The 26,546-nt window shown below is 61.7% G+C and carries 17 protein-coding genes and 1 pseudogene; 8 read left to right on the top strand and 10 right to left on the bottom strand.

Features of this window, described 5'->3' with window-relative positions; all coding sequences use genetic code 11:
- Positions 1 to 71: 71 nt before the first annotated feature.
- From AX768_RS22615 to AX768_RS22600, 4 genes are read right to left on the bottom strand one after another with little or no spacing between them, the layout of a single operon-like run.
- Positions 72 to 1,535, bottom strand: coding sequence for an efflux transporter outer membrane subunit (locus AX768_RS22615; protein ID WP_062002205.1), 1,464 nt, complete (start codon positions 1,533 to 1,535; stop codon positions 72 to 74).
- Positions 1,532 to 4,867, bottom strand: coding sequence for an efflux RND transporter permease subunit (locus AX768_RS22610; RefSeq protein WP_062002204.1), 3,336 nt, complete (start codon positions 4,865 to 4,867; stop codon positions 1,532 to 1,534). Before AX768_RS22610 ends, AX768_RS22615 begins: the two co-directional genes overlap by 4 nt.
- Positions 4,864 to 7,983 carry an efflux RND transporter permease subunit gene (locus tag AX768_RS22605; RefSeq protein ID WP_062002203.1) on the bottom strand — a complete coding sequence of 1,040 codons (3,120 nt, stop codon included), beginning with the start codon at positions 7,981 to 7,983 and terminating at the stop codon, positions 4,864 to 4,866. Before AX768_RS22605 ends, AX768_RS22610 begins: the two co-directional genes overlap by 4 nt.
- Before the next feature lie 18 nt (positions 7,984 to 8,001).
- Positions 8,002 to 9,276 carry an efflux RND transporter periplasmic adaptor subunit gene (locus AX768_RS22600; protein ID WP_062002202.1) on the bottom strand — a complete coding sequence of 425 codons (1,275 nt, stop codon included), beginning with the start codon at positions 9,274 to 9,276 and terminating at the stop codon, positions 8,002 to 8,004.
- 482 nt (positions 9,277 to 9,758) lie between these two features.
- Between AX768_RS22600 and AX768_RS22595 the strand changes: the two genes are divergently transcribed.
- Positions 9,759 to 10,520 carry an SDR family oxidoreductase gene (locus AX768_RS22595; protein WP_062002439.1) on the top strand — a complete coding sequence of 254 codons (762 nt, stop codon included), beginning with the start codon at positions 9,759 to 9,761 and terminating at the stop codon, positions 10,518 to 10,520.
- Positions 10,521 to 10,651: 131 nt separating this feature from the next.
- Here the strand turns inward: AX768_RS22595 and AX768_RS22590 are convergent, their stop codons facing one another.
- The 4 genes from AX768_RS22590 to AX768_RS22575 form a co-directional block, all read right to left on the bottom strand.
- Positions 10,652 to 11,752 carry an autotransporter family protein gene (locus AX768_RS22590; RefSeq protein WP_062002201.1) on the bottom strand — a complete coding sequence of 367 codons (1,101 nt, stop codon included), beginning with the start codon at positions 11,750 to 11,752 and terminating at the stop codon, positions 10,652 to 10,654.
- Positions 11,749 to 13,518, bottom strand: coding sequence for an autotransporter-associated beta strand repeat-containing protein (locus AX768_RS22585; RefSeq protein ID WP_062002200.1), 1,770 nt, complete (start codon positions 13,516 to 13,518; stop codon positions 11,749 to 11,751). The genes AX768_RS22590 and AX768_RS22585 overlap by 4 nt, the downstream gene beginning before the upstream one ends.
- Positions 13,515 to 14,837 carry an autotransporter-associated beta strand repeat-containing protein gene (locus AX768_RS22580; protein ID WP_231941469.1) on the bottom strand — a complete coding sequence of 441 codons (1,323 nt, stop codon included), beginning with the start codon at positions 14,835 to 14,837 and terminating at the stop codon, positions 13,515 to 13,517. The genes AX768_RS22585 and AX768_RS22580 overlap by 4 nt, the downstream gene beginning before the upstream one ends.
- Positions 14,838 to 15,239: 402 nt before the next feature.
- A complete protein-coding gene (locus AX768_RS22575; protein WP_062002438.1) occupies positions 15,240 to 16,391 on the bottom strand; it encodes a peptidyl-alpha-hydroxyglycine alpha-amidating lyase family protein in 1,152 nt (383 codons plus the stop codon).
- A gap of 122 nt (positions 16,392 to 16,513) precedes the next feature.
- Between AX768_RS22575 and AX768_RS22570 the strand changes: the two genes are divergently transcribed.
- The 6 genes from AX768_RS22570 to AX768_RS22545 all read left to right on the top strand — a co-directional run bounded on the left by AX768_RS22570 (position 16,514) and on the right by AX768_RS22545 (position 25,242).
- A complete protein-coding gene (locus AX768_RS22570; RefSeq protein ID WP_442857261.1) occupies positions 16,514 to 18,922 on the top strand; it encodes a penicillin-binding protein 1A in 2,409 nt (802 codons plus the stop codon).
- Positions 18,923 to 18,994: 72 nt separating this feature from the next.
- Positions 18,995 to 19,897 carry a ketopantoate reductase family protein gene (locus AX768_RS22565; RefSeq protein WP_062002198.1) on the top strand — a complete coding sequence of 301 codons (903 nt, stop codon included), beginning with the start codon at positions 18,995 to 18,997 and terminating at the stop codon, positions 19,895 to 19,897.
- 195 nt (positions 19,898 to 20,092) lie between these two features.
- On the top strand, positions 20,093 to 22,177 hold the full coding sequence (locus AX768_RS22560; RefSeq protein ID WP_062002197.1) for a putative bifunctional diguanylate cyclase/phosphodiesterase: 2,085 nt from the start codon (positions 20,093 to 20,095) through the stop codon (positions 22,175 to 22,177).
- 110 nt (positions 22,178 to 22,287) lie between these two features.
- Positions 22,288 to 23,091 (top strand): exodeoxyribonuclease III, encoded by an 804-nt coding sequence (xth, locus tag AX768_RS22555; RefSeq protein ID WP_086383419.1) that lies wholly within the window; start codon positions 22,288 to 22,290, stop codon positions 23,089 to 23,091.
- A 648-nt stretch (positions 23,092 to 23,739) separates the two neighbouring features.
- Positions 23,740 to 24,474: a Crp/Fnr family transcriptional regulator gene (locus AX768_RS22550; protein ID WP_062002437.1), complete on the top strand. Its 735-nt coding sequence runs from the start codon at positions 23,740 to 23,742 to the stop codon at positions 24,472 to 24,474.
- Between the two features lie 60 nt (positions 24,475 to 24,534).
- Positions 24,535 to 25,242 carry an extensin-like domain-containing protein gene (locus AX768_RS22545; RefSeq protein WP_231941468.1) on the top strand — a complete coding sequence of 236 codons (708 nt, stop codon included), beginning with the start codon at positions 24,535 to 24,537 and terminating at the stop codon, positions 25,240 to 25,242.
- A 41-nt stretch (positions 25,243 to 25,283) separates the two neighbouring features.
- Here AX768_RS22545 and AX768_RS34505 read toward each other — a convergent pair.
- A pseudogene (locus AX768_RS34505) lies at positions 25,284 to 25,374 on the bottom strand (AraC family transcriptional regulator); the annotation flags it as partial.
- 204 nt (positions 25,375 to 25,578) lie between these two features.
- Complete coding sequence (locus AX768_RS22535) at positions 25,579 to 25,890, bottom strand: hypothetical protein (RefSeq protein ID WP_062002194.1); 312 nt, start codon at positions 25,888 to 25,890, stop codon at positions 25,579 to 25,581.
- A 255-nt stretch (positions 25,891 to 26,145) separates the two neighbouring features.
- On the opposite strand from AX768_RS22535, the gene AX768_RS22530 reads away from it, so the two are divergent.
- Positions 26,146 to 26,541, top strand: a complete 396-nt coding sequence (locus AX768_RS22530) for a response regulator transcription factor (protein ID WP_062002435.1) — start codon at positions 26,146 to 26,148, stop codon at positions 26,539 to 26,541.
- Positions 26,542 to 26,546: the final 5 nt, after the last annotated feature.

The raw sequence follows: 26,546 nt of genomic DNA, 5'->3' as shown, positions 1-26,546 counted from the left end.
GTCAAGCGGAATTTGAGATAGGGGGCCCAGGTTTGAAACGATAGCTACTGCAAGGGGTTGTCCGCTATCGGTCAAGGGGCGGTCGCAGTGCGCGCATCGTGCAGCAGGCTGTCCGACCAGCCGCCGCCGAGATCGCCTATCAGCGACGCTGCATCGAGCAAACGCGACTGCTGCACGTTCAGCGCCGTTTGCTGGCTGCTCAACTGCGTTGCCTGGGCGGTCGCGACTGTCGTGTAGTCAACGGTTCCCGCCTGATACTCGTTGAACGCAATCTCGGCGGCTCGGCTTGCGTCGCGCACGGCGGAATCGAGCGTGTCGGACTGCTCGGCCAGGATGCGCAGGCCGGAGAGGTCGTTTTCCACGTCCTCGAAGGCGGTCAGCACCGTGCCGCGATAGTTGGCCACCGCCGCTTGATACGCCGCCTTGGCCGCCGCGACTTCGCCGCTGCGCTCGCCGCCATCGAACAGCGTTTCGGTCGCGCTGCCGCCAAGCGACCAGACGTAGTTGGCCACGTGCAGCAAGCCGCCCAACGGCGACTGCGTGAAGCCGTCCAGCGCCGACAACGATACAGTCGGGTAATACGCCGCCACCGCCACGCCGATCGCCGCATTCTGCGACGCCATCTGGCGCTCCGCCGTCGCGATGTCGGGGCGGCGCTGCAACAACGTCGACGGAACGCCAACGGGAATATTGGGCAGGCTTGGCATCGTCGTGCTGTGCGGGATGTCGAGGTCTTCCGGGTTCTTGCCCACCAGCACGGCAATTGCATGCGCATTCTGGGCGCGCGCCACGCCAAGCGCGATCAGGCTCGACTGCGCGTTTTCGAGCTGGGTGCGGGCAGTCAGTACGTCGGAAGGCGGAACGATACCGAACTTGTCCTGGTCGGCAACCACGTCCAGATAATGCTGATACGCCTTGACCGTTTGCTGCAGCAAATCGATGTTGGCGTCGCTGGTACGCAATTGAATTACGGCCGTCGCAAGCGCGATCTGTTCGGAGAGCGTCGCGTTCGCGAGCGTCGCCTCGCTCGCCTGCGCGGTGGCGGCATTCTGTTCGATCGTGCGCCGCACCGAACCCCACAAGTCAGGCGCCCAGCTCACATTGCCTTCGAGCGAACCGGAATTGCTCACCGTCTGAATATTGCCGATACCGCGGCTCAAACTCGCGCTCGAGGTCCCCGTCCCGCTGCGCTGGCGCGTGCCCGAGCCGGTCACGCCTATGGTTGGAAACAGGGCGGAGCGAGCCACCTTCACTTCGGCGAGCGCTTCCTGATAATTGGCATAGTCCTGCCGCACGGTCTGGTTCGATACCGCCACGAGCGGTTCGAGCTGATTGAGCAGCGGATCGTTGAAGCCGGTCCACCATGCGCCCTTGGGACCATCGGCGTCCGGTTGAGCCTGGGTCCAGCCGGGCAATTCACGGAAGGTCGCCGGCACGCTGACTTGCGGCCGATGGTAATCCGGGCCGACCATGCAGCCGCCCAGCAGCAGGGCCGCTGCGGCGGCGAGTGGTTTGGAGGATATCTTCATCGTCATGCCTTTGTATCTGATTGCCCGAGGCTGTCCGCTTGCCCTTCCTGCCGGTTCCACGGCAGACCGGACGACCATTTGACGAGCTTGAAACGCAACCGGTCCAGGTACAGGTAGATCACCGGCGTGGTGTAAAGCGTGAAGACCTGGCTCACGATCAAACCGCCCATCACGGTAATACCGAGCGGCTGGCGCAGCGACGCCCCCTGGCCAATCCCGATCGCGAGCGGCACTGCGCCGAGCACGGCGGCGAAGGTGGTCATCATGATCGGGCGCAGACGAACCACCGCGGCGGCGTGAATCGCATCGCGCGCCGGCATGCCTTCGTGGCGCTGCAACTGGATGGCGACATCGACCATCATGATCCCGTTCTTCTTCACAATACCGATCAACAAGATAATGCCGATCAGCGCGATCACCGAGAACGGCGTGCCGAAGATCAGCAGCGCGAGGGTGGCGCCTATTCCCGCCGATGGCAGTGTCGAAAGAATCGTCAGCGGGTGGATCGAGCTTTCATAAAGCACGCCGAGCACGATATACACCACCCCCAGCGCGGCGATGATCAGGAGGGGAACGGTGCCCATCGACTGCGCGTAGGCTTGCGCCGCGCCCGCGAACGCGCCATGGATGCTCGCCGGCATGCCGATCTCGCGTGCTGCATTTTGCAACGCCTCCTGGGCCTGGCTCAACGATCCGCCCGGCGGCAGGTTGAACGAGATCGTCGCGGCGACCAGTCCGCTCTGGTGATTGACCTGAGTCGACGTATGGTTGCTCACGTAGCTGGAGAGCGCAGGCAGCGGCACCATGGTTTCAGCCGTTGTACTGTCCGCGCTGCCGCTCGAACTGCCGCCCTTGCTGTTGGAAATGCTGTTCGTGGTCGCGTTGGCTTGCGCGTTCGAGTTCAGCGAGTTGGTGCTCGACGTGCTCGATGCCGCGCCGACCGCGCTCGCCGCTGTCACGCCCTTGACCGTTGCGCCCGGCATCTGCGTCTGCTGGCTGCCGGTCGGATTGCCCGCCGCCGTGCTCAGGAAAATCTGCTTGAGCGTCTCCGGGTATTGCCAGTATTGCGGCGCGACTTCCATCACCACGAAGTACTGGTTCAGCGCGTTATAGATAGTCGATACCGTGCGCTGGCCGAACGCATCGTACAGGACGTTATCGATCTGGTTGGGCGCGAAGCCGTAGCGCGCGGCGGTCGCGCGATCGAAGTTGACGTAGGTCTGCAGGCCGTTTTGCTGGAGGTCGGAGTTGACATCGAGCAGGGCGCTGCGGTCCTTGTTGAGCGCGGTCACGAGCTTCGGCGTCCAGGCAAACAGTGCGGCGGAGTCATCGCTTGTCAGCGTGTACTGGTATTCAGCCGCCGACTGCCGTCCGCCGATCCGCAGATCCTGCTGGGCCTGGACAAAGAGCCGCGCACCGGAGACCTGGTTGAGCTTCGGCCGCAGGCGATTGACCACTTCGGTCGCCGTCACATGGCGCTGCCCAAGCGGCTTCAGTTCAATGAACACATTCGCCGTATTCAGCGCGCGGCCGCCAGTGAACCCGGCCACCGACTGAACCGCCGGGTCCTTTTGCACGATCTGCTGCAACTGCGCGAGCTTCTTTTCCATCGCGGGGAAGGAGATGCTCTGGTCCGCGATGATCTGCCCGATCAGGATGCCCGTGTCCTGTTCGGGGAAGAACGTGGCCGGCACGAGTTTGAACAGGAACACGTTGGCGACCAGCAAGCCGATCAGCAACAGGATCACCAGCAGCGAATGATCGAGCACGGCCGTGAGCGAACGCGCATAGGCGTTCTTGAAGCGGTCGAACTGCCGCTCGACCCAGCCCGCCCATCGCGCCTTGGCATGCCCCGCGTTCTCGCGGCTCAGCACGTATGCGCACATGGCCGGCGTGACGGTGAGCGAGATCACGAGCGAGATCAGGATCGCAATCGAAAGCACGACGGCGAACTCATGGAACAGCAATCCCACGATGCCCGGCATCAGCAGGATCGGCAGGAACACGGCGATGAGCGACAAGCTCATCGATATCACCGTGAAGCCCACTTCGGCGCTGCCTTTCAGCGCGGCTTCTATTGGACTGAGACCGAGTTCCAGGTGGCGCACGATGTTTTCCAGCACTACGACGGCGTCATCGACCACGAAGCCCGTGCCGATGGTCAGCGCCATCAGCGACAGATTGTCGATGCTGTAGCCAAGCAGGTACATCGGCCCGAACGTGCCGACGATCGATATGGGCAACGCCACTGCCGGGATGAGCGTGGCGCGCGGCGACTGCAGGAACACGAACACCACGCCGACCACCAGCAGCACGGCGATGAACAGGGTCCGCTCAGTATCTCCCACTGACGAGCGTACCGATTCCGACCGGTCGATCGCGACGTTGACATGCACGCTGCTCGGCAGCGTCGCCTCGATTGAAGGCAGCACGTTCCTGATCTGCCTGACCGTACTCACGATGTTGCTGCCGGGCATCGGGTAGACAATGACGAGCACCGCCGACTTCGAGTTGAAGAGCCCGGCGTTGCGGATGTTCTCGTTGGAGTCGCGCACCTGGGCAACATCGCTCAGGAGCACCGGCGCGCCGTTCCGGTAAGCGATCACAAGCTGACGATAGGGCGCCGCCTTCGTGATCTGGTCATTCGATACAACCACGTAACGCTGGTCGCCCTGGTCGAGATGGCCCTTGGCGCTGTTGGCGTTGGCCGCCGAGATTGCCGCGCGTACATCTTCGAGACCGATCCCGTAGCTGCTCAGCTTGCCCGGCTGCAACTCGACCCGCACCGAAGGCAACGCGCCGCCGCCCAGCGTGATCTGGCCCACGCCGTTCACTTGCGAAAGTTGCTGCTGGATCACCGAATCCGCTGAATCGTAAAGCTGCGCCTTGGTGAGCGTATCGGACGTCAGCGCAAGTACCATGATCGGCGAGTCCGCCGGGTTGTATTGCCGATACGTCGGGTTGGCGCGCAAGGTCGACGGCAAGTCGGCGCGCGCGGCCTGGATGGCCGCCTCGACATCGCGAGCGGCGCCGTTGATGTCGCGGTTCAGCGCGAACTCGACCACGATCATCGATGAACCCACGTAGCTGATCGACGTCAGTTCTTCCACGCCCGCAATCGTGCCGAGCCGCCGTTCGAGCGGTTCGGCCACGGTAGAGGCCATGATGTTCGGGCTCGCGCCGGCCATGTTCGCCTGCACCACGATCACCGGAAACGCGATGTTCGGCAACGGCGCGACCGGAAGCCGGAAGTACGAAAGCGCGCCGGAGATCAGGATTGCGATCGCCAGAAGCGTGGTCGCGACCGGGCGCCGGATGAATAACGCCGAGATGTTCACGGCGCCTGCTCCGCGGGCGCTTCAGGCAGGTTGCGCTTGCGCCGGTTCCTGACGCGCTCGGCGATCCTGTCGAAGAACAGGTAGATGACCGGCGTGGTAAAAAGCGTCAGCATCTGGCTCACCGTCAACCCGCCGATGATCGCAAGCCCGAGCGGCCGGCGCAGCTCCGACCCCGTGCCGCTGCCGAGCAACATGGGCAATGCGCCGAGCATGGCGGCGAGCGTCGTCATCAGGATTGGCCGGAAGCGCAGCAGCGACGCCTCGAAGATCGCATCGCGCGGTGATTTGCCGTGATTGCGTTCGGCGTCGAGCGCGAAGTCGACCATCATGATCGCGTTCTTTTTCACAATGCCGATCAGCAACACAATGCCGATAATGCCGATCACATCCAGGTCGCTGCCCGCGATCATCAACGCGAGCAACGCGCCGATACCCGCCGATGGCAACGTGGAAAGAATCGTCACCGGATGGATGAAGCTCTCATAAAGCACCCCCAGCACGATATACACCGCCACCAGCGCGGCGATCAGCAAATACACCTCGCTCGACAACGAGTCCTGGAACGCCTGCGCCGCGCCCTGCAGCGACGACGTAATGGATGGCGGCAGCTTGACCGCCTGTTCCACCTCGTGAATGCGCGCGACCGCCGTGCTCAGCGACGCGCCCGGCGCGAGATTGAACGAGATCGTGACGGCCGGGAACTGCGCGAGATGGCTGATCACGAGCGGCGACTTGACGATCTCGATCTTGGCAATTGCAGAGAGCGGCACTTGTCCCGTGCTGCTCGTCTGGCTTGGCAGGTACAGGTTGCCTATGGATGCGACATTGGGCAGCGACTCAGGTCTCGCAACGAGGATCACGCGGTACTGATCCGATTGCTGGAAGATCGTCGAGACGATCCGCTGGCCGAGCGCGTCGTACAGCGCGTTGTCGATGGTCGCCGGTGTGATGCCGAAGCGCGCCGCCAGTTGCCGGTTCACTTCCACATTCACACTCAGGCCGTCAGTGTTCATGTCGCTTTGCACGTCGGCCAGCGACGGAATCTGCTTCAGCCGGTCGACGAGTTCCGGCACGTACTTCTGGAACGCCTGCTGGCTCGGTCCGCGCAGCACGAAGCTGTACTGGTTCGGCGAGACCGTGGTGTCGAGCGTGAGATCCTGCTCAGGCTGCATGTAAAGCTTGATTCCCGACACATTGGCGACCTCCTGCTGCAACCGCCGCGCAATTTCTTGCGCCGTGTCCGAACGCTTGTCGCGATCGCGCAGGTTGATCAGGAAACGCCCGTTGTTCAGCGTGGAATTCGTGCCGTCGATGCCGACATAAGAGGTCAGCGACGTGACATCGGGGTCTTTCAGGATGGCGTCCGCGAGTGCGCGCTGACGCGTAACCATCGCCTTGTACGACACCGAGTTGTCGGCCACGCTGATCCCCTCGATCACGCCGATATCCTGCGTCGGGAAAAGACCCTTCGGGATCACCACATACAGCACGCCGGTCAGCACGACCGTGCCGATCGCGACCATCAGCGTGAGCATCTGGTGGTCGAGCACCCAGCGCAAACCGCGTTCGTAGCCGGCGAGGGTTTTATCGAAGAGCCCTTCGCTGATGCGCTCGAAACGGCTCGGATGACGTTGCGCCTGGGCGCGCAGAAGCCGCGCGCAAAGCATGGGCACGACTGTCAGTGAAACCACTGCCGACAGCACGATGGTCACCGCGAGCGTCACCGCGAATTCGCTGAACAGGCGCCCGATCACGCCGCCCATGAAGAGCAGCGGAATCAGCACCGCGATCAGCGAGATGGTCAGCGAGAGAATCGTGAAGCCGATCTGACCGGCGCCTTCGAGCGCCGCTTCGAGCGGCGTCCTGCCTTCCTCCAGGTACCGCACGATATTCTCGATCATCACGATCGAGTCATCGACCACGAAGCCGGTCGCGATGATCAACGCCATCAGCGAGAGGTTATCGATGGAATAGTTCAACTGGTACATCACGGCCAGCGTGCCGATCAGCGATACCGGCACCGAGATGCTCGGAATGATCGTGGCCGGCACGTTGCGCAGGAACACGAAGATCACGGCCACCACGAGCACGATGGCGAGCAGGAGTTCGAACGCGGCGTCGGATACCGATGAACGGATCACGCCCGTCGTGTCCGATACAACCGTGACCTTCATGCCCGCCGGCAGCGTGGATTCGAGCTGCGGCAACTGCTTCGTGATCTGGTTGACGGTCGCGATCACGTTCGCACCCGGCTGGCGCTGCACGTTCAAGATGATCGCCGGCGTGCCGTTGTACCAGGCGCCGCGCTCGACGTCCTGCGGCGCCTGGGTCACCTTCGCGACGTCGCGCATGAACACCGGCGCGCCGTTCTGATACGCGACGACCGTGTTCAGGTAGTCCTTCGGATCGGAGATCTGGTCGTTGCCGTTGATGGTGTAGTCGAGGTCGGGGCCATCGAAATTGCCCTTTGGCTGGCTCACGTTGACGTAGCTCAGCAACGTGCGCAGGTCGTCTATGTTGAGGCCGTAGGCGGCGAGCTTTTGCGGGTCCGCTTCCACGCGGATGGCCGGCACGTTGCCGCCGCTCGTGGTGACCACGCCCACGCCCGATACTTCCGAAATCTTGGTGCCGAGGCGATTGTTGGTGGCGTCCTCCAGTTGCGTGAGCGACATCGACGGGGAGGTGACCGCGAGCGTCAGGATCGGCTGGTCCGCCGGATTGACCTTGGCGTAGGTCGGCGGCGCCGGCAGGCCGGTCGGCAGGAAACTGTTGGCCGCGTTGATGGCCTGCTGGACATTCTGCTGCGCGATATCGAGATTCAGCGACAAGTCGAACTGCAACGTGATGACCGACGCGCCGTCCGAGCTGTATGACGTCATCTGCTGCAGGCCGGGAATCTCGCCCAGTTGCACTTCGAGCGGCGCCGTGACGGTGGTTGCCATCACATCCGGACTGGCCCCCGGATAAAACGTCTGCACCTGGATGGTCGGATAGTCGACGTTGGGTAGCGACGAAACCGGCAGGACGCGCACGGCGATGAGGCCCACCAGCACGAGGGCGATCATCAGCAGCAGCGTGGCTACCGGTCGGAGAATAAACAGGCGGGAAATGTTCATCGGCGCATGGGTCCGATACTACGAAGCAGCTTGCGCGGAGGCAGCGGCCGCGCCAGACGCGCCGGCACGCGCGTGTCTATGCTGAGCTTGCGTGCCGGTTGCAGGGGGCTCACTGGCCGCGACGCCCGAAGCAGGCTTTGCCGCAGCCGCCTGAATCTTCGCGCCATCGCTCAGACGATCAGTGCCGTCCGTCACCACGATATTGCCCGCTGCAAGACCTGACGTGATTACCGTGTTCTTGCCGTCGCTCGGCCCGAGCGCGACCTTGTGAACCGACACCGTGTTGTTGGCGTTGACCAGATACACGTAGTCGCCCGGCGCGCCGCTTTGCACTGCCGGCGTGGGCACCAGCACGGCGTTCTGCAGTGTATCGACCAGCAATTTGACGTTGACGAACTCGCTTGGGAACAGCGCTTCGTCGTCATTGGGGAAAGTCGCTCTCAACGTCACGGTGCCCGTACTCGTCGCCATCTGGTTGCTGACCGCATACAGGGTTCCGGTTGCGATCTCCCGCGAGTTGTCGCTGCTGTAGGCGGTGACCGGCAGGCGTGCGCCGCCGTTCATGCGTTGCAGCACGTTCGCGAGGGAATCCTGCGGCACTGTGAACTGAACCGTGGTGGGTTTCATGGTGGTGATCACGACGATCCCCGGCGACGATGACGCCGTGACGTAATTCCCCGGATCGACCAGACGCAGGCCGACGCGCCCGGAGACCGGTGCGGTGATGTGGCAATACGCCAGATCGAGATCGAATTGCGCGATGTTGGCAAGGTCGACCTTGACCGCCGCTTCGTCCTGCTGCACGAGGAACTGCTGGTCGGCAAAAGTCTGCTCGGCAATCGACTTGCGTTCGTTGAGCTGCGTGAAGCGGACGAGGTCGGCGCGTGCCTGCGCCAGGGCGGCGCGGTCTTTGGCCAGCGTCGCCTCGGCTTGTTGTTTGTCGATTTCATACTGGCGCGGATCGATCTGCGCGAGGAACTGGCCTTTCTGCACGTCCTGGCCTTCGTGATATCCGACAGCGGTCAGGTAGCCGCTCAGTTGCGGCAGCACCGTGACCGTCGCGGTAGGCGTCACCGTGCCGAGTTCACTGAGGACTTCAGGCATCGAACCCGTGCTTGCGGTGGCCACGCTGACCACTTGCGGCGGCGTAGGACGAGGGGCTTTCTTCGCGCGGAGCAAGTGCACGACAACGACCGCGATCAGCGCAATGATTACAACTACGATGACTATTCGCAGCAAACGCGGGCGCTTGCCTGGCTTCGGGGATTCAATACTTTGTTCGGATGGCGTCATAAAGACCTTGGCAACATCTCAAAAATATTACGCACCGATTGAATCGAGATTACGGGCTTCGACTCATGGCGGCTTGGCACAGGCCTCGGGTGCAGCTATCACCGGATCATAAAATTACAACGGCAATACAATATGCATTACGAAGTAATTACTAAAGGCATGCGGAAGACCATTGACCGAGTTTCGCGCATTTCCAGATCGTATCAATCGATGGCGCCAATCTGGTTACCGGAACATCGCGTTTTGTTACGAATTGGATTTAGAAGGCGACAGTAACCCGTTTGGAAACGTCCGGCTATGAAGGCCATGTGCCTTCCATCGAAAGAGTTTTTCTAACCCGGGCCGGGACTTAATCTGCTTTGTCATCGCGTCACGCCATCGTTATTCTTGTCCTTGCCAGTTTCGAAGTGGGCCGGCCGCCGCCGCCGATGCGCCACCGTTTCCGGCCCGTGATCATTCCCGCCACCATGAAGGTTCACCAGATGGATACAGTCTCGCAGGCACCGCTGATACTGATAACGGGCGGAGGCCGTGGCGTAGGCGCGGCGACTGCGCGTCTTGCTGCCGCACAAGGCTACGATGTAGCGATAAGTTTCGTCTCCAACGAGTCTGCGGCCCTTGGGGTGGCGGCCGACGTGGAAGCGCTGGGACGACGGGCGTTGCCCGTGCGCACGGACAGTGCCGACCCGGAGCAGGTCGTTCGGCTATTCGCCGCGATCGACCGGGAGTTCGGCCGGATGGATGTACTGGTGAACAACGCCGCCATCATCGCGCAGCAATCCCGCCTGGAGGACCTCGGTTTCGAGCGGATGCAGCGGGTCTTCGCAGTCAACTCGATCGGCCCGATTCTCTGTGCCCAGCAAGCGGTGAAGCGCATGTCCTATCGTCACAACGGACGGGGGGGCTCCGTGATCAACATCTCGTCGGCATCGGCCCGGCTCGGTAGCCCAAATGAATATGTCGACTACGCTGCATCGAAGGGCGCCGTCGAGACATTCACTATCGGATTTGCGAAGGAAGTCGCACGCGACGGGATACGCGTCAACTGCGTTCGCCCCGGGCACATCTACACCGAAATGCATGCCAGCGGCGGCGAGCCGGGACGGGTGGATCGTGTCAAGGAGTCGATCCCGATGGGAAGAGGCGGTCAGCCGGAAGAGGTCGCGCGCGCGATCCTGTGGCTGGCAAGCGCAGAGGCTTCCTTCATCACCGGCACGTTCCTCGATGTCACTGGCGGCAAGTGAGCGACAAAGCAGGGCGAAATAAGCAGTGCCGCGACTTCTTCGATCGAGCCGTGCCCCTACACCTCGCGACGCAGGCCTGAAATGCCCGATACCCGCCGAAGCCCATGCCCCGGCGGGGAGCCCGCCACACCTTACCAGGACCAGCGAACGCCGGCATTACCCTCGATCGTGCGTTGATGCGAACCGCCGAGGTTGGTCAGGTAACTGAGCGTCGCGTAAGCGCTGGCAGACTTGCTCACCTTCGTGACCAGTCCTGCACCAACCTGACCTGCAGTCTGCCCCACGGATCCTGGCAACGTCGTCGTGCCGGCGAAGGTCACATCGTCTCCTGCACCAAAATTCCGCAATACCGATACACGCAAATACGGTTGCCACGTGGCAATGGCGTCGGTGTAAGTCCCTTGCAGCCGTACGCCGAGCCGCCCGAGAAACGTGTTGCCGTGCTTGAACGAGACCGTCGAGACGCCGTCGTTCAGATCGTTGATGGAGAGGTTCTGCCAGATGATCTGTGCCTGCGGCTCGACTTCCAGACCGTACGCAATCGGAATCGGCAAACCGGCTTCCAGTGAACCGCTGAGCGCGTGGCCATGCGTGCTCACACCGACGCCATCGTGGGACATCGGATCGATGGTGAGCGATGTGCCCATCAACACCGCGTCGGTGTACCAGCCGCCGGGTCCGATATGCGTCCAGTACCCGCCAAGGCTGTAACCGTTGACCGCAAGATGGCCGACATCGAGGTTGGGTGTCGCGAGTGCGTAACCGTTGACATCGCCCGTTGCGCGCGTGAAGCCGACGAAAAACCCGTAGTGATTGCGATGCCCGCCCGGCGTCGAATCTGCGTAGATATCGTGTCCGGCTTGCGCGCCATAAATGGACCCGGAAAACTCCGGATTCAATGCGCCGTCCTGGCTTTGCGTCGTGTGACCACCCCACACGCGGCCCCACGCCGCCGGCAATGTGCCGCTCTCGTCGAGCAGGGACTGTTCGCCCTGACGATCGTGGAAGGTACCGATCTGTTCTATGCCGATCTGCCGCGCGACCATGGGAATCGCCGCATACACCGGCGCTTCAGGCCTGTACACCGGCGCAGCCGGGGCTGCGGCGGTGGCCGGCGTCGCTGCTGCCTGACTGAGCGCCGCGAGCAGCGTTGGCGGAGTCCCGGGCGCGGCGATGGGGGTATCGGCGGGCGCAAGCGGGTTGGCGGCGGATACTGGCAGCGACGGATTCACCGGCAACGGCGCAGTGGAAGGTGGTGCGGGGGTGCCGGGGGCGCGGGTGTGGTGGGGGGCGCAGGCGCTACCGGAGCGGGCGCAATCGTATTACGCAGATACCAGTTTTGCGCGGTGCCGTCCGAGACGCCACCTTTCGCAAGGTAGTACGAATACGCGCCCGCTTTCACCGGACTGGCAAGGTGAAACGCGCTCAGGTCAGTGGTGGCTCCGTTGTTTGCTTCGATTACCTGGATGCCGTTGGCGAGTGTCACCGCGCCAGCGCCTCCAGCGTTGTTGATCTTGAGCGCCGATGTTCCCGTCGCAGTCGATGCCGGTCCGCTGATCACCAGTCTGTCGGATGCGGCATTGTCGCCCGCCACCACCGTGTTCAGCGCAATCGTGCCGTTCGCCCCAATGTAGTTGCCCGTCACGTTCAACCGGTTGCCGACGGCCGCGCCGCCCACGGCGGCCAGCCCTGCGTTGGTGAAGGTTCCGTTAATGGTGAATGCGCCGTTGCCTGAGCTGGCGAAAGCGGGGAGTGCATCGGCCACGGCGATCGTACCGTTGTTCGTCACATTGCCCGTGACGCTGCCGTAGCCTCCGAGCGTGCCCGCGCTCGCCACGTTCACGCTGCCATCGCCGGAAAGCGCTGCGCCAGGGTGGTGCGCGTCACCGACGGCAAGCGTTCCCGCCGCGACCGTGGTGCCGCCGCTGTACGGATTGTCGGCGGTGAACAGGGTGGTGCCGGGGCCGGCCTGCGTGACCGAACCCGTGCCCGAGATCGTGCCCGCAAATGCAACTGCATCGGAGCGGTTTAAGACGAGTGATCCGTTGTTGGCTACATCGCCTACGATGCCGCCTGATGTGCCGCCATCGCCCAGTTGTAGCGTGCCTGCGGCGATGGCCGTACCACCCGTGTACGTGTTGTTCGCGGTGAGCGTTGTTGTGCCCGCGCCTGCTTGTGTGATCGAACCTGTGCCAGAGATGGCGCCGGGAAACGTCATGGCATCGGAGCGATTGAAGACGAGCGATCCGTTGTCATTCACATCGCCGAGAATGCTTCCCGACGTGCCGCCATCGCCGAGTTGAAGCGTGCCTGCAGCGATGGTCGTTCCGCCCGTGTACGTATTGTTTGCCGTAAGCGTCGTTGTGCCCGTGCCTGCTTGCGCGAGCGAACCGGTGCCGGAGACTGCGCCGGAAAATGTCGTGGCATCGGAGCGATTGAAGACGAGCGTTCCGTTGTCATTCACATCGCCGACAATGCTCCCCGATGTACCGCCATCGCCAAGTTGAAGCGTGCCTGCAGCGATGGTCGTGCCACCGGTATAAGTGTTGCTCGACGTAAGCGTTGTGGTGCCCGCGCCTGCCTGTGTGACCGAACCTGCACCGGAGACCGCACCGGCAAACGTCGTGGCATCGGAGCGATTGAAGACGAGCGATCCGTTGTTGTTCACATTGCCGACAATGCTCCCCGATGTTCCGCCATCGCCGAGTTGAAGCGTGCCTGCAGCGATGGTCGTGCCGCCCGTGTACGTGTTGTTCGCAGTTAGCGTCGTAGCGCCGGCGCCTGCCTGCCCGACCGACCCTGTACCGGAGATCGCGCCGGAAAACGTAGCGGCATCGGAGCGGTTGAAGACGAGCGATCCGTTGTCAATCACATCACCCTCGATGCTCCCGCTAGTCCCCCCAGCCCCGAGTTGGAGCGTCCCGGCCGCGATCGTCGTTCCTCCGGCATAGGTGTTCGCACCGGTCATTGCGAGCGTGCCGCTCCCGGCCTTGGTCAACGCCCCGGTCCTGAAATGCCTTGCGCGACTGTCGATGAAAATCCCTGCGTATCGATAGTTCCACCCGGCGCATTGATCGAGACCGGCCGCGTTCCCGCAAGGTCCACGCTTTGGTTGAACCGCAGCGTGCCGCCGTTGAAGGTGATGCCGCCGTTGGCGGCACCGAGCGCATTGTCCGCCCCGATGGCAACGGTGCCCTGAGTGATCGTAGTGCCCCCGGAGTAGGTGTTTCCGCCCGCCGCAACTGGCGCAAGGGTCAACACGCCGGCCCCCGTCTTCTCGACGGCGCCGGTGCCGCTCAGACTGCCGGCATACGTGCCGTCGTCGGGTTGGGCGAAACGGACGAGCCCGTTGTCCGTCACGCCTGGTGGCAAGCTCTGCGCGCGAGCCTGCAGAATGCCGGCCGGTTCGACCAGCACTTTCCCCGTGTAGTTCGTGTTGTTGCCGGTGAGTGCAAGCGTGCCTTGCTGGACATCCGCGATCGTCACGCCCGTCACCGTGCCGCTCAGCGTCCAGAATCCGGTGTCGTTCTTGATCAGCGAAGAGAAGTTCACCATGTTGCCAGGTAAGGTCGCGGTCCCTTCGCCGCTCAGGAAAATTGTGTTGTTGCCGCCGCCGCCATTGAAGTTGCCGCTGATACTGGAACCCGTGTAAAGGCGCAATGTGTCGTTGCCGCCTGCGAAAATCAGGTTGCCGATCACCTGGCCGCGATTTGTGAAATCGACCGCGCCATTGCCGGAACTGCCTATCACGTTACTCGGGGCCTGGATTACCCCGGTGGCGTTATTGATTACCGTATTCAGCCCGCTGGTATTCTGAAACCAGATAGCGGCCGAATTGATCCCGCGTATTGTCCCGTTATTGACGATCGTATTGCCGGCGCCTTCTGGATTCACCGCCTCAGCCGATCCCTGTGTACCCGCCGATATAACCGACCCGCCTTGCTGAACGGTCAACGTGCCGTTGTTGCGGAAATCGATTGTGTTGCCGCCCGTTCCATAAGTGCCGCCGGAGGTCCGCGCGCTGTTTTGCACCAGCGCACCTGATTGCACGGTTATGTTCGCATTGTCGGCGAGCGCAATTGCTGTTGCGTCTCCGAGAATGACCTGCGCATTCGGCCCGACCAGGACTGACGAACCGGTGGCGGCAGTGGGGCCTGTGCCGATCGTGGTCTGCCACGGCGAAGGCGCGCTGGTGTCACAGCTCGTAGCCGTTCCTGATGCGGTGCAATTTGCAAAGACCGGCAACGGCAGCAGCGCGATGTTGGCCAATACCGCAAGCCATGTAGCGGATACCCGCGGAAGCGCCCCGGTAGACAAGACATGTAGCTCTTTTAGATTGAGATTTGAAGGGTTTTCGAATAACGGAATCGCGGAAAGATCAATACGCATGCCAAGTAGCCTGCCTTCAAGTTCGGTTACAAAGCCCCGGTTTGATTGGGTCAATAGTTATAATTTACGAAAAGAATAGGTAATAAAATTTAATCATACAAATTTTTATGAAAATCGAAATTTAATACAGAATACTTACGTTTTTTCCGCGGTGAATGGATAATAATTACTTCTCGATGCAGATTAACGCGGTAATTAATCCGCTGACCCGGTCAAATCCCGAGTGCGATATAAGGGAGAATCGGTATATCGATAATCCGATTTTTAAGTCAGGGCGGTGACCTTGCGCCTTTCGCCCCGGCTCGATCACTGGCTATTCCTGGCTATTCATCACGCATGCAAAACCAGTTTCTGCACGCGCCAGTTCAACAGCTCGGCCACAAAGAGCGTGTTCTCCGACGGACACGCCATCTGGTGAATCCATCCAAACTGTTTGAGCTGCTTGCCGGACTCGCCGAGCACGCCGAGCAATTTGCCTTCGAGTGTCATCTTGTAGATGCGCCCCGGGAAAGCGTCCGCGCTGTATAAAACCTGATTCGGTCCCGGCGATATGCAAATCGCCCACGGCGAGCCCGGCGCAAACGTCCCGGCCGCAATGGCCGCTTCATCCGGCGCATAGCCTATCGCCGCACGGGCGCCAGGCGGGACGGGGACATCGATGGTGAATTGCCGCTGGAAATTGCCTTCGCCATCGAAGACCTGAATGCGGCGGTTGCTGCGATCCGCAACGTACACGAGGCCTTCGGCATCGAGCGCGATGCTGTGCGGCGTGTGGAACTGGCCCGGACCCGTACCGCGTTCGCCCCACGACTTGAGCCAGTTGCCATCGCGATCGACCTTGGCGACGCGCGAGTTGATATAGCCATCGCTGATATAGGTGTTGCCGGCGTCGTCCCAGGCGACATCGGTAACCTGGCGAAAGCGGCCCGGCTCTGACGGCAGCGGCGGGTTCGGATGCTTGAGCGGACCGGTTTCTTCGTCGGCGGCTTCCTGCTTGCGCCCGAACACCATCGCAACACGGCCTTCCGGCGTGAACTTGATGACCATGTCCGAGCCTTTGTCGGTCACCCAGATGTTGTCCTGTCTGTCGACCTTCACGCTATGGGCGAACGACCACGCATAGAGGTTATGGCCGATCTCGCGGATGAACTTTCCGTTCGGCGCGAATTCGAGCAGTTGCGCGGCCGCTGCGGCGTAAGCGGGTCCCGTGGTATTGCCGCGCGACAGCACGAAGATGTGGCCATGCGAATTCAGCGCGACGCCGGAACATTCACCGAAGAAAACATCGCGGGGAAGATGCACGGGGTTCGGAATGGAATCGAAAGCAATGCTCGGGACTGTCTGTTCCTGTGCGCGGGCCGAAAGCGGCATGAGCGCCAGCGCCGCGGCGGCGCCACCCGCCAGCCGGATAAACCCTCGTCGATCAAGACCGCGCTCTTCAATTGCGCAGCATGGGCAGGACATCGAGTGATATTGGCTCATTGCGTTTGTCTCCATTTTTGAACGCAGGCCTATGCTAATCCGATTAACCCGCTCGTGGCTTATGCGGGACGGCGCCGGCATTTTGATAGCATTCAGCCTTCGTCAGCTGTTGGTAAGCCAGTGTGAAGCGTTTAGACCTCTCTGTTCTTCGACATTCCGGTTCAAAGCTGGCGGTCTGGATCAAGCCGTATGCCGCTATGTGCATTGCGCACTTGCGCCATCCCACGCGTCGCGGCGTGGTTCGCACGCTCGTGGCCATTCCCGCAGTCGCGCTGCTCTATGTGCTGTTGCTGATCCCCCTTACGCCGGGCATCGGGGATCTGCGTCGTGCCAAGATCGAGCAACCTGCCCAAATCCATTCTGCCGATGGCAAGCTGCTCGCCGAGTTCCGCCCGACCAACCGTGAATGGGTGCACCTTGCGGATATCTCGCCGAACGTGATCGATGCGCTGATCGCTACCGAGGATCATCGCTTTTATACGCACCACGGCCTCGACTGGCGCCGCACCGGGTCCGCTGCGCTGCATACGTTTTCCGGCAGCCGCCAGGGCGGCTCGACGATCACTCAGCAACTCGCGCGCAATCTTTATCCCGATGAGATCGGCCGTTCGCAGACGCTCACACGCAAGCTCAAGGAAGCGATCACCGCGCTCAAGATCGAAGCGCTTTATACCAAGAGCGAGATCCTCGAAACCTATCTGAACACGGTGCCGTTCCTGTACAACGCGTATGGCATCGAAATGGCGGCGCGTACTTACTTCGATAAATCCGCCGGCCATCTGGATCTGCTCGAAAGCGCCACGCTGATCGGGATGCTCAAGGGCAATAGCTACTACAACCCGGTGATCAATCCGGAGCGCGCCGTGCAGCGCCGCAATACCGTGCTTGCGCAGATGGTCAAATTCGGGCATCTGTCGCCGGCCGCTTATGAAACGCTCAGGCGCCGGCCATTGCGTATCGACTTTGAACGGCAGGTCGAGGCGCCCGGCCGCGCGCCGCATTTTGCGCAGCAGTTGCGCAGGTGGCTGATCGACTGGGCCGACAGCAACGACTACAACATCTATTCGGATGGACTGGTAGTGCGTACGACCATCGATTCACGCCTGCAGGCCATGGCGACGCAAGCGGTCATCTGGCAAGGCAACCAGCTTCAGGCGATCGCCAATGCCGCATGGGGCGCGCGCAGCGGCTGCAATGGCGGCAATGCCGACGTGATCCGCGCGTTCGTGCGCGAGACGCCGCAGTATCGCGCGGCGAAAGATGCCGGACAAACCGACGCCGATATCCTCAAGCATCTCAACGCCGATCGCCCCTTCATGCAGGCGCTGTGCGACAACAAAACGCGTGTGCAGGCGGCGTTTCTCGCCATTGATCCACGTAACGGGCAAGTGAAGGCGTGGGTCGGCAGTCGCGACTTCAGCACGGATCCGTTCGATCACGTCCAGCAGGCGCGCCGCCAGCCGGGTTCCACGTTCAAGCCTTTCGTGTACGGCGCGGCCTTTGCGCAGGGCTCGAAACCGGACGATACCCTTGTCGACCAGGCCGTCGAGATCCCGCTTGCCGGCGGGGAAATCTGGCGTCCGAACGACGAAACGCCGCCAAGCGGACGGCCCGTGACGTTGCGCGACGGGCTTGCTTACTCACGCAACCGCATTACCGCACAACTGGTGCAAAACGTCGGCCCGTACAAGGTCGCGAGACTCGCGCGTGCGATGGGCGTGCGCGACAGCCCGCTCGACGCGGTGCCGTCGCTTGCGCTCGGCACGAGCCCCGTCACGCTCAAGGAGATGGTCGCGTCTTACGGCACGATCGCCAATGGCGGCGCGCGTATCGAACCGATGCTTGTGACGCGTATCGAAAACCGCAAGGGCGAGGTGCTTGCGCAATTTGCGCCGAACAAACCCGAGCAGGCGCTCTCGCCAGCCGCAGATCATGAACTGCTCGACGTGATGCGGGACGTGGTGAATCGCGGGACGGGCACGGCCATCCGGAACCGCTTCGGCATCCGCGCCGATGTTGCAGGCAAGACCGGCACGACGCAGGACAACGCCGATGGCTGGTTCATCCTGATGCATCCGCAACTCGTTGCGGGTGCGTGGGTCGGTTTCAACGACAGCCGCGTGACGCTGCGCAGCGACTACTGGGGGCAGGGCGCGCATAGTGCGTTGCCTATCGTCGGTGACTTCTTCCAGCGCTCGTTGAGAAACCGGATGATCGATCCGCGCGAGCGTTTCGTGATGGAACCGCAAACCGGCTTCTTCGAGTCGATGCGCGACCGCTTGCACGACTGGTATCAACGCGTGTTCGCGCCGAAGCCCGAGCAGAAGGCCGCGCCAGTGAAGCGCAATCCGCCGCGCCGGACCGCGCCTCCGGTCGTGGCCAAGGCTCCGGCATCTTCATCAGCCCCGCAGCCACCCATCCTGCAGTCGCCGCACTCCGAGCCCAGCGACATACGCGACGAAGGTTTTGCCGGGCTGGTTCCGGACCTGGCGCCGACCATCGACCCGGCGAGCGCATCGGCGGCGCCTTAGCAAGGGCTCTCGGATCCCGTCATCGCAACTGTGGGAAAATCCCGCATCACTTTCGACAGACGGATTACGACGATGAAAATAGCAGTGATGGGTGCAGGCGCAGTCGGCTGTTATTACGGCGGCATGCTGGCGCGAGCGGGACATGAGGTGACGCTGATCGGCCGCCCGAATCACGTCGAGGCGATCACGCGTGACGGCTTGCGCATGCAGACCCTGACCTTCGACGAACACGTGCGCGTGACCGCGAGCAGCGAGGCGAGTGCGGTCGAAGGTGCATCGCTCGTGCTGTTCTGCGTTAAATCCACCGATACCGAAAGCGCTGCCGCCGAAATCAAACCGCATCTCGCCAAGGATGCATTGGTGCTCGTCCTGCAAAACGGTGTCGATAACGCCGACCGCGTGCGCACGGTCGTAGCGCAGGAAGTGGCTGCGGCCGTTGTCTATGTGGCGGCCGGCATGGAAGGTCCCGGTCACGTGCGGCATCACGGGCGCGGCGACCTGGTGATCGAGCCATCGAGTAAAAGTGAAGCGGTCGCCCGCGAGCTGATCGATGCGCAGATCCCCACCGAAATCTCCCCCGACGTTCGCGGCGCGCTCTGGGCCAAGCTGATCCTGAACTGCGCGTACAACGCGCTCTCCGCGATCGCGCAACTGCCCTACGGACCCCTCGCCGGGAACGCAAGCATCCAGGCGTGCATGCGCGATATCGTCGGGGAATGCCTCGCAGTCGCGAAGGCGGAAAACGTCACCATTCCCGGCGATGTCGATGCGTCCGTGCGCATGATCGCAGAGAAGATGCCGACGCAATATTCATCGACGGCACAGGACGTCGCGCGTTCGAAGCCCAGCGAGATCGATCATCTGAACGGGTTGATCGTGCGGCTGGGGGAAACGCATGGCATCGCCACGCCGGCCAATCGCGTGCTGCACGCGCTCGTGAAGGTCATCGAGACGAAGTACGGCAGCCGCGCCTGATCCATGTCGAAACACATCCGAGCACTGGCATCCTTGGTCGTTCCACATGGACATAAGCTCGATATGCAGGTATTTTTCGCCAATCTTTGAAGGCAAATGTAATTCGCCATAAAGTCCGGGCCTTTTCAGACGTTAAACGAACGCATACCTGACTTTCTCGCGTCGGGATTTACGTCGTCGATCCGGAGCATGTCAATGTTAGTGGGGAGTTTCGACAGCCTGCTGGTGCTGTTCTCTTTTATTGTCGCAGTATTGGCGTCGTACACGGCGCTCGACCTCGTCGGCCGGATCTCGAGCGCCGGGCGCGTGTCCGCCCGCTGGTGGCTGTGCGGCGGCGCGCTTGCAATGGGTCTCGGCGTCTGGTCGATGCACTTCGTCGGCATGCTCGCCTTTCATCTGCCGATCAAGCTCGGGTTCGATTTCGGCCTGACCGTGGTATCGCTTCTGATCGCGGTTGCGTCATCGTTGCTCGCGTTGTGGATCGCCAGCCGGGACAATCTTCCGGGCAAGCACCTCGTCCTCGGCGCGTTGCTGCTGGGCGGTGGCATTGCCGCGATGCACTACACCGGCATGGCCGCGTTGCAGATGGAACCGGGCATTGTCTATATCCCGGCGCTGGTCGCCGCTTCCGTTGCAATCGCCGTTACGGCCGCCGGCGCGGCATTGTGGATCGCGTTCCGGCTGCGCGCCTATAGCTCGCGCGTGCGCAGCTACCGGGTCGGCGCCGCGCTCGTGATGGGCGGGGCCGTCGTAGCAATGCACTACACCGGCATGGCGGCGGCGCGTTTTCCGTTGGGTTCGATTTGCAGCGCCGCGCGTGGCGGATTGCATAACGATACGCTCGCGCTGCCGATCATCGTCGTGACGATCGCCGTGCTTGCCGTCGTGCTGATCACGTCGGTGCTCGACCTGCGGCTGGAGATGCAGACCGCGGCGCTCTCGGCGTCGCTGGAAGAAGCGAACGAGGAGTTGTCGTATCTGGTCCTGCACGACAACCTGACCAAGTTGCCGAACCGCGTGCTGCTCGAAGAACGCCTGAAGTTCGCGATCGATTCCGCCAAACTGGCTGATTCCACGCAGCAGTGCTTCGCGGTGATGTTCCTCGACCTCGACGGTTTCAAGAGCGTGAACGATACCTTCGGACATGCCATCGGCGACCTGCTGCTCATGCAGACAGCCGACCGCATCCGCGCCAACGTCCGTTTGCAGGACACCTGCGCGCGGGTAGGAGGCGATGAATTCGTGCTGATCGCGAGCGTGCGCGAACCGGCCGATGCATCGATCATCGCGGACAAGCTGGTCTCGGCTATCGCCGATCCCTTCAATGTCGCGGGACATGATCTGCGGGTCTCGGTGAGCATCGGCATTGCGTTGTATCCGGGTGACGGCGAGGAAGTCGAGGTCTTGCTCAAGAACGCGGACGTCGCGATGTATCACGCGAAATCCGTTGGCCGCAATCAGGCTTGCTTCTTCGAAGGTGCAATGAATACGCACACGGAAGATCACCTTGCGCTTTTGCAAGACCTGCGGCTCGCGCGCAAACGGCGTCAGTTCGTCCTGCACTACCAGCCGAAATTCGTCGCCCCGAGCGGACCGATCACGGGCGTCGAAGCGTTGCTGCGCTGGAATCATCCGACACGCGGCCTCATTCCACCTGACACGTTCATTCCGATCGCGGAGCGGACCGGTCTGATCGTGCAGATAGGGGAATGGGTTATCGACGAAGCGTGCCGGCAGGTGTCGCAATGGCGTCGCGCGGGGCGTCCCACGCTTACGATGGCCGTCAACATCTCGGCCCTGCAGTTCGGCAACGCGCGGCTCGTGCCGGCCGTGAAGAGCGCGCTGGAAAGGTATCAGCTCGAAGGCGACGCGCTGACACTGGAGATCACGGAATCGACGGCCATGCGTGACGTCGATACCAGCCTCGAGATTCTCGAACGTCTGCGTGCGCTTGGCGTGCGCATTTCCATCGATGATTTCGGCACCGGCTATTCGAGCCTGCTTTATCTCAAGCGCCTGCCGGCGAGCGAGCTGAAAATCGATCGCGGGTTCGTGAGCGAACTCGTCGCCGGCGGTGAGGACGCAGCGATCGTAGCGGCGATCATCGCGCTCGGACAGACGCTCAATCTGAAGATCGTGGCGGAGGGCGTCGAGACCGACGCGCAGCAGGATCTGCTGACGCGCCTTGGGTGCGACTCCTTACAGGGATTCCTGCTCGGACGCCCGATGCCCGCCCTCGAATTCGAAGGCCTTGGGCGCGCGATGCCTCAGAACGTGTGACGCAGGTCCACGGGGACAGCGCTTGCGTGTTCGTCGTGAATGGCGATGATGGAAGGCCTGAAGATTGCGTAGGGTCGTGAAATCAGATAACCCACACGGGAGGCGCCAGCGTGAAGATTGCAACGTTCAACATCAATGGCATCCGGTCGCGGTTGCCCGCGTTGCTCGAATGGCTGGAGCGCGAAGCGCCGGATGTGGTTTGCCTGCAGGAGCTCAAGGCGCAGGACGCGGCGTTTCCCATCGACGAAATCCGCGCAGCCGGTTATGGCGCGATCTGGCATGGTCAGCAATCGTGGAACGGGGTGGCGATCCTCGCGAAGGGCGCCGATCCGCTTGAAAGCCGCCGTGGCTTGCCGGGCGGCGAGGACGATACCCATAGCCGCTATATAGAGGCAGCGGTCGACGGCATGTTGATCGGTTGTCTTTATCTGCCCAACGGCAATCCGCAGCCGGGACCGAAGTTCGACTACAAGCTTGCCTGGTTCGAGCGGCTGATCGAATATGCGGCGACGCTTTATGCGAGCGGCCATCCGGTGGTGCTGGCAGGCGACTTCAACGTCATTCCCACCGACGAAGACATCTACAACACACGGTCGTGGAAGAAAGACGCGTTGCTGCAGCCCGAGAGCCGCGAATGCTATGCGCGTCTGCTGGAGCAAGGCTGGACGGACTCGCTGCGCGCGACGCATCCCGACGAACGCATCTACACGTTCTGGGACTACTTTCGCGAACACTGGAAGACGAATTCGGGCCTGCGGATCGACCATGTACTTCTGAGTGCGGATCTGGCGCCGAAGCTCCGTGGCGCGGGCGTCGACCGCTGGGTGCGCGACCAGCCGCATGCAAGCGATCACGCGCCAGTCTGGATTGAACTCGGCCCAAAACCGCGAAGCAGGGCGGCGAAAAAGAAGTGAGAAATAGCGGGGCCTGAGGCCTTTGCGACAACAACGCAACATTTTTCGATCATTGCGATGCCGCCCTCCGGCCCGGCTCGCAACCACAGCGCGCAGGGCTTCCATCCATCTCAACACGCGCCTGCGGCCCATTCGCAGGCGATTGGGCATGCTTTGCCCGCTGCCCGCGGTATTGATGGAACAGTTTTGCATCATTTTCAAAAACGCCCTGCGCATGCCTTCCCTATCAAGGCTTCGCACCGGGAAAGCCTCGATTTCCATGCATTGCGGAGCCCGCGAAGGGCCTCCGGCAAGGCATTTGGCAGACAAAAGTGATAGCAGGAATTAATCCGACGGATAAACGCGCGACCGTCCCGATCTGTTCAAAACTGAAACGTAAACCTTTACGCCCTGAATGTGCGCTGCTGCATAGCCCAGCTATGCCCTTGCTGGCATTGAGTTTGAGGCTCTCTGGCACGGTCCTCGCTAAGTATGTGGTGCAGCACTCGTTAATGTTGAAACAAAGAGAAACAAACGACAGGCACGAACTGCTTCGGGGCTGGCCAGTAATCGGGTTTTAGATTGATGCCGTCAGATGCATCACGAAACGCGAAACCGGCCGGAATAAAAAAACGGCGCACCGCGCAAAAATATAAAGAGAAGATCATCATGCTGACCCTTCAGTCCGACCTGCACGGCAATCATCTGTTGGGTGCGCTTCCCGCGCACGAATGGCAAGCGCTCACGCCCCACCTCGAGCTTGTTCAGCTTCGTACGGAGCAGTTGCTTTGCGATTCGGGACAGCGTATTCAGCATGTGTATTTTCCGACGACGGCCATCATCTCGCTTCTCCACACCATGGAAGACGGCGGTTCGGTCGAGATCGCAGCCATCGGCCGTGAAGGCATGACGGGTGTTCCAGTGCTGACAGGCGGCGACACGATGCCCACTCGCGTCCAGGTCCAGTGCCCGGGCTTCGCTTATCGCATGAGCGCATCTGCCTTGCGGGAACAGTTCGGCCGCTCGGACTTCCTGCGCCGCCTGATGCTTCTCTATATGCAAGCGCTCCTGACGCAAGTCGCGCAAACCGCGGCGTGTAACCGTCATCACTCGCTTTCCAAGCAGTTGTGCCGCTGGTTGCTGATCGAGATCGACCGTACGCCGACTGACAATCTGCAAGTCACGCAACAAATGATCGCGGACATGCTGGGCGTGCGCCGTGAAGGCGTGACCGAAGCGGCTGGGAAACTCCACGATGCCGGCCTGATCCATCACAGCCGCGGCAGTATCAAGGTGCTTGATCGTGCGGGACTGGAGGAGCGTGCGTGCGAATGCTACGGCATCGTCAAGCGCGAGTTCGACCGCATGCTGCCCCGCATCCGCCAGACCGAAGAAGTCAGCTAAGCCTCTTACAGGCATGCGTTGTGCTGCCTCTGCCGGCCTTGACCGGATGCGGAGCGCAGGGTGACGAGTCGGATCGTTTCAGTTGTGTTGTTGCTTGCGTTCTTTGCCGCGATGGCGTTCGGTTATCTGGTGCAGGTGGGGCGCGTCGCCGTGCCCGATCGATACAACCCGTTCACACCAATCGATGTTCACGCACCCCCGGGACCGCTCACAACGTTGAAGATGTGGCGGACTACGCATGATGAAACACTCTGCGCGGCCGCACTCGAACAGTCGGGTCTTGTGTATCGGCCGGTTGCTGATACATCAGGGCCGGGCGGGTGTGTATTGAAGGATGTCGTGCGCATCACGCAATCGGAGAGTCTGCGTTTCAGCTCGCCGTTCATGGCCACTTGTCCGCTCGCGGTCGGAATCGCCTTCTTCGAGCATCAGTACTTACAGCCCGCCGCCGCCGAGCTTTACGGCGAGCGCGTGTCGCGCGTGGAACATGTCGGCAGCTATGCATGCCGCAACGTCAATCATCAGCAGGACACGGCGCTCAGCCAGCACGCAAGTGCGAATGCCATCGATTTGACGGGCTTCGTGCTCGCCGATGGCAAGCGCATCACGCTTGACGGTTGGGACGATGCTTCGCGGGACGGGGCTTTCCTGCACCGCGTGCATGAAGGCGCTTGCCACGCGTTTCGAACCACGCTCGGTCCTGACTACAACGCCTTGCACAAGACGCATTTTCACGTGGACATGGGCCCGTACAGCATCTGCCGATGATTGCCCGCGGGGTGGACGCTCTCTTCCGCGCGCCCGTGTCTCCGCGAGGATTCGCGCTGCGTCTTTAGCCGGCGGCGCGCCAAACGCCCTCGCATATTCGCGGCTGAACTGCGTGGCGCTTTCATATCCGACATCCAGCGCGGTACTCGCGTGCGCGGAGCATCGGTGGGAGCGTCGCAAGCTGCATGTGAAGATGCTTCGCCCCGACCGTTTGCGCCGATATGCCTTCTGCATAGAGCAGTCGCTGCTTGCCGATGCGAGCCGAATCCGGCCGCACTTTGCGGCAGGTGTGGGTTGTATCGACTGGATTGTTGTCGCGCATTTCCTGGACTCCGTTCAGCGGCTTTCTGACAACGCCGGTTGAGTCGTCAGGTGCAAAATCGAAAACGACACGCGGCTATGCGTGAGGATGAACACGCGAATGTCGTAGGGAATGCTGCGCAGGAGTTGCATCGGGCCGTAGACCAGAAGCAGCGCGGCCATTTCGTATCGAGTGGACAATTGCACGAGCGGCAGGGTCGCGATCAGCAAGAGCAGCGCAAGATCAATCGATGCCAGACCGAAGCGGCTTCCTGAACGGCGATAGTGCTGCGCGTGTTTCGACAGGAAGCGCAGCGATTCTTGTGTGAACACCAGATGTGGCAGCATGTGCGGTTTTCCTTGAGCGATTGACCCGTGGACACTGGGTCTCGTTAAGGCAAACACTGGAGCAGGCCGTTCTATTCCAATCAGATCGCTAGCGGGTAATGGTCAGACGAAAGCCATGTGAAAGGCAGTCCCCGCCCACCCTATACACATGGATGATCGTGCGCGTCAGCCTTTCTGAATATGATGGACTCATACGGTGGTTCGCAGGATGTGGCGACTGCTAAAGCCGATGAACCGGCCAGAGGACCCACTGTCTTGCCAAGCGACCTGATTGTTTCCATTATCGATGACGACGAATCCGTGCGGACCGCAACCTCCAGCCTGGTGCGTTCGCTTGGCTGGGAGGCTCGGCTCTATGCGTCGGCGGAGTCGTTTCTCGGGTCCGGCGTGGTTGCCGATACCCGCTGCATCATCTCCGACGTCCAGATGCCCGGCATGAGCGGGCTCGAATTGCAGTCGCGCCTTGCGGAGAAGGGCTATACCATGCCGTTCATCTTCATCTCCGCGTTTCGCTCGGATGCTGCGAGCCGGCAAGCGCTGGCTGCGGGCGCCATGTGTTTCCTGAGCAAGCCGGTGGATGGCTCGGTGGTCGCGCTTTGCCTCGACCAGCTTCGCGGCAATGGCGCGAGCGCCCAACAGAACGCCTGCTAACGGAA

This window comes from Burkholderia sp. PAMC 28687 (assembly GCF_001577465.1).
Classification (GTDB): Bacteria; Pseudomonadota; Gammaproteobacteria; order Burkholderiales; family Burkholderiaceae; genus Caballeronia.
Note: the sequence above shows the minus strand (reverse complement) of the source record. Positions and strands in the feature narration are given on the sequence as shown.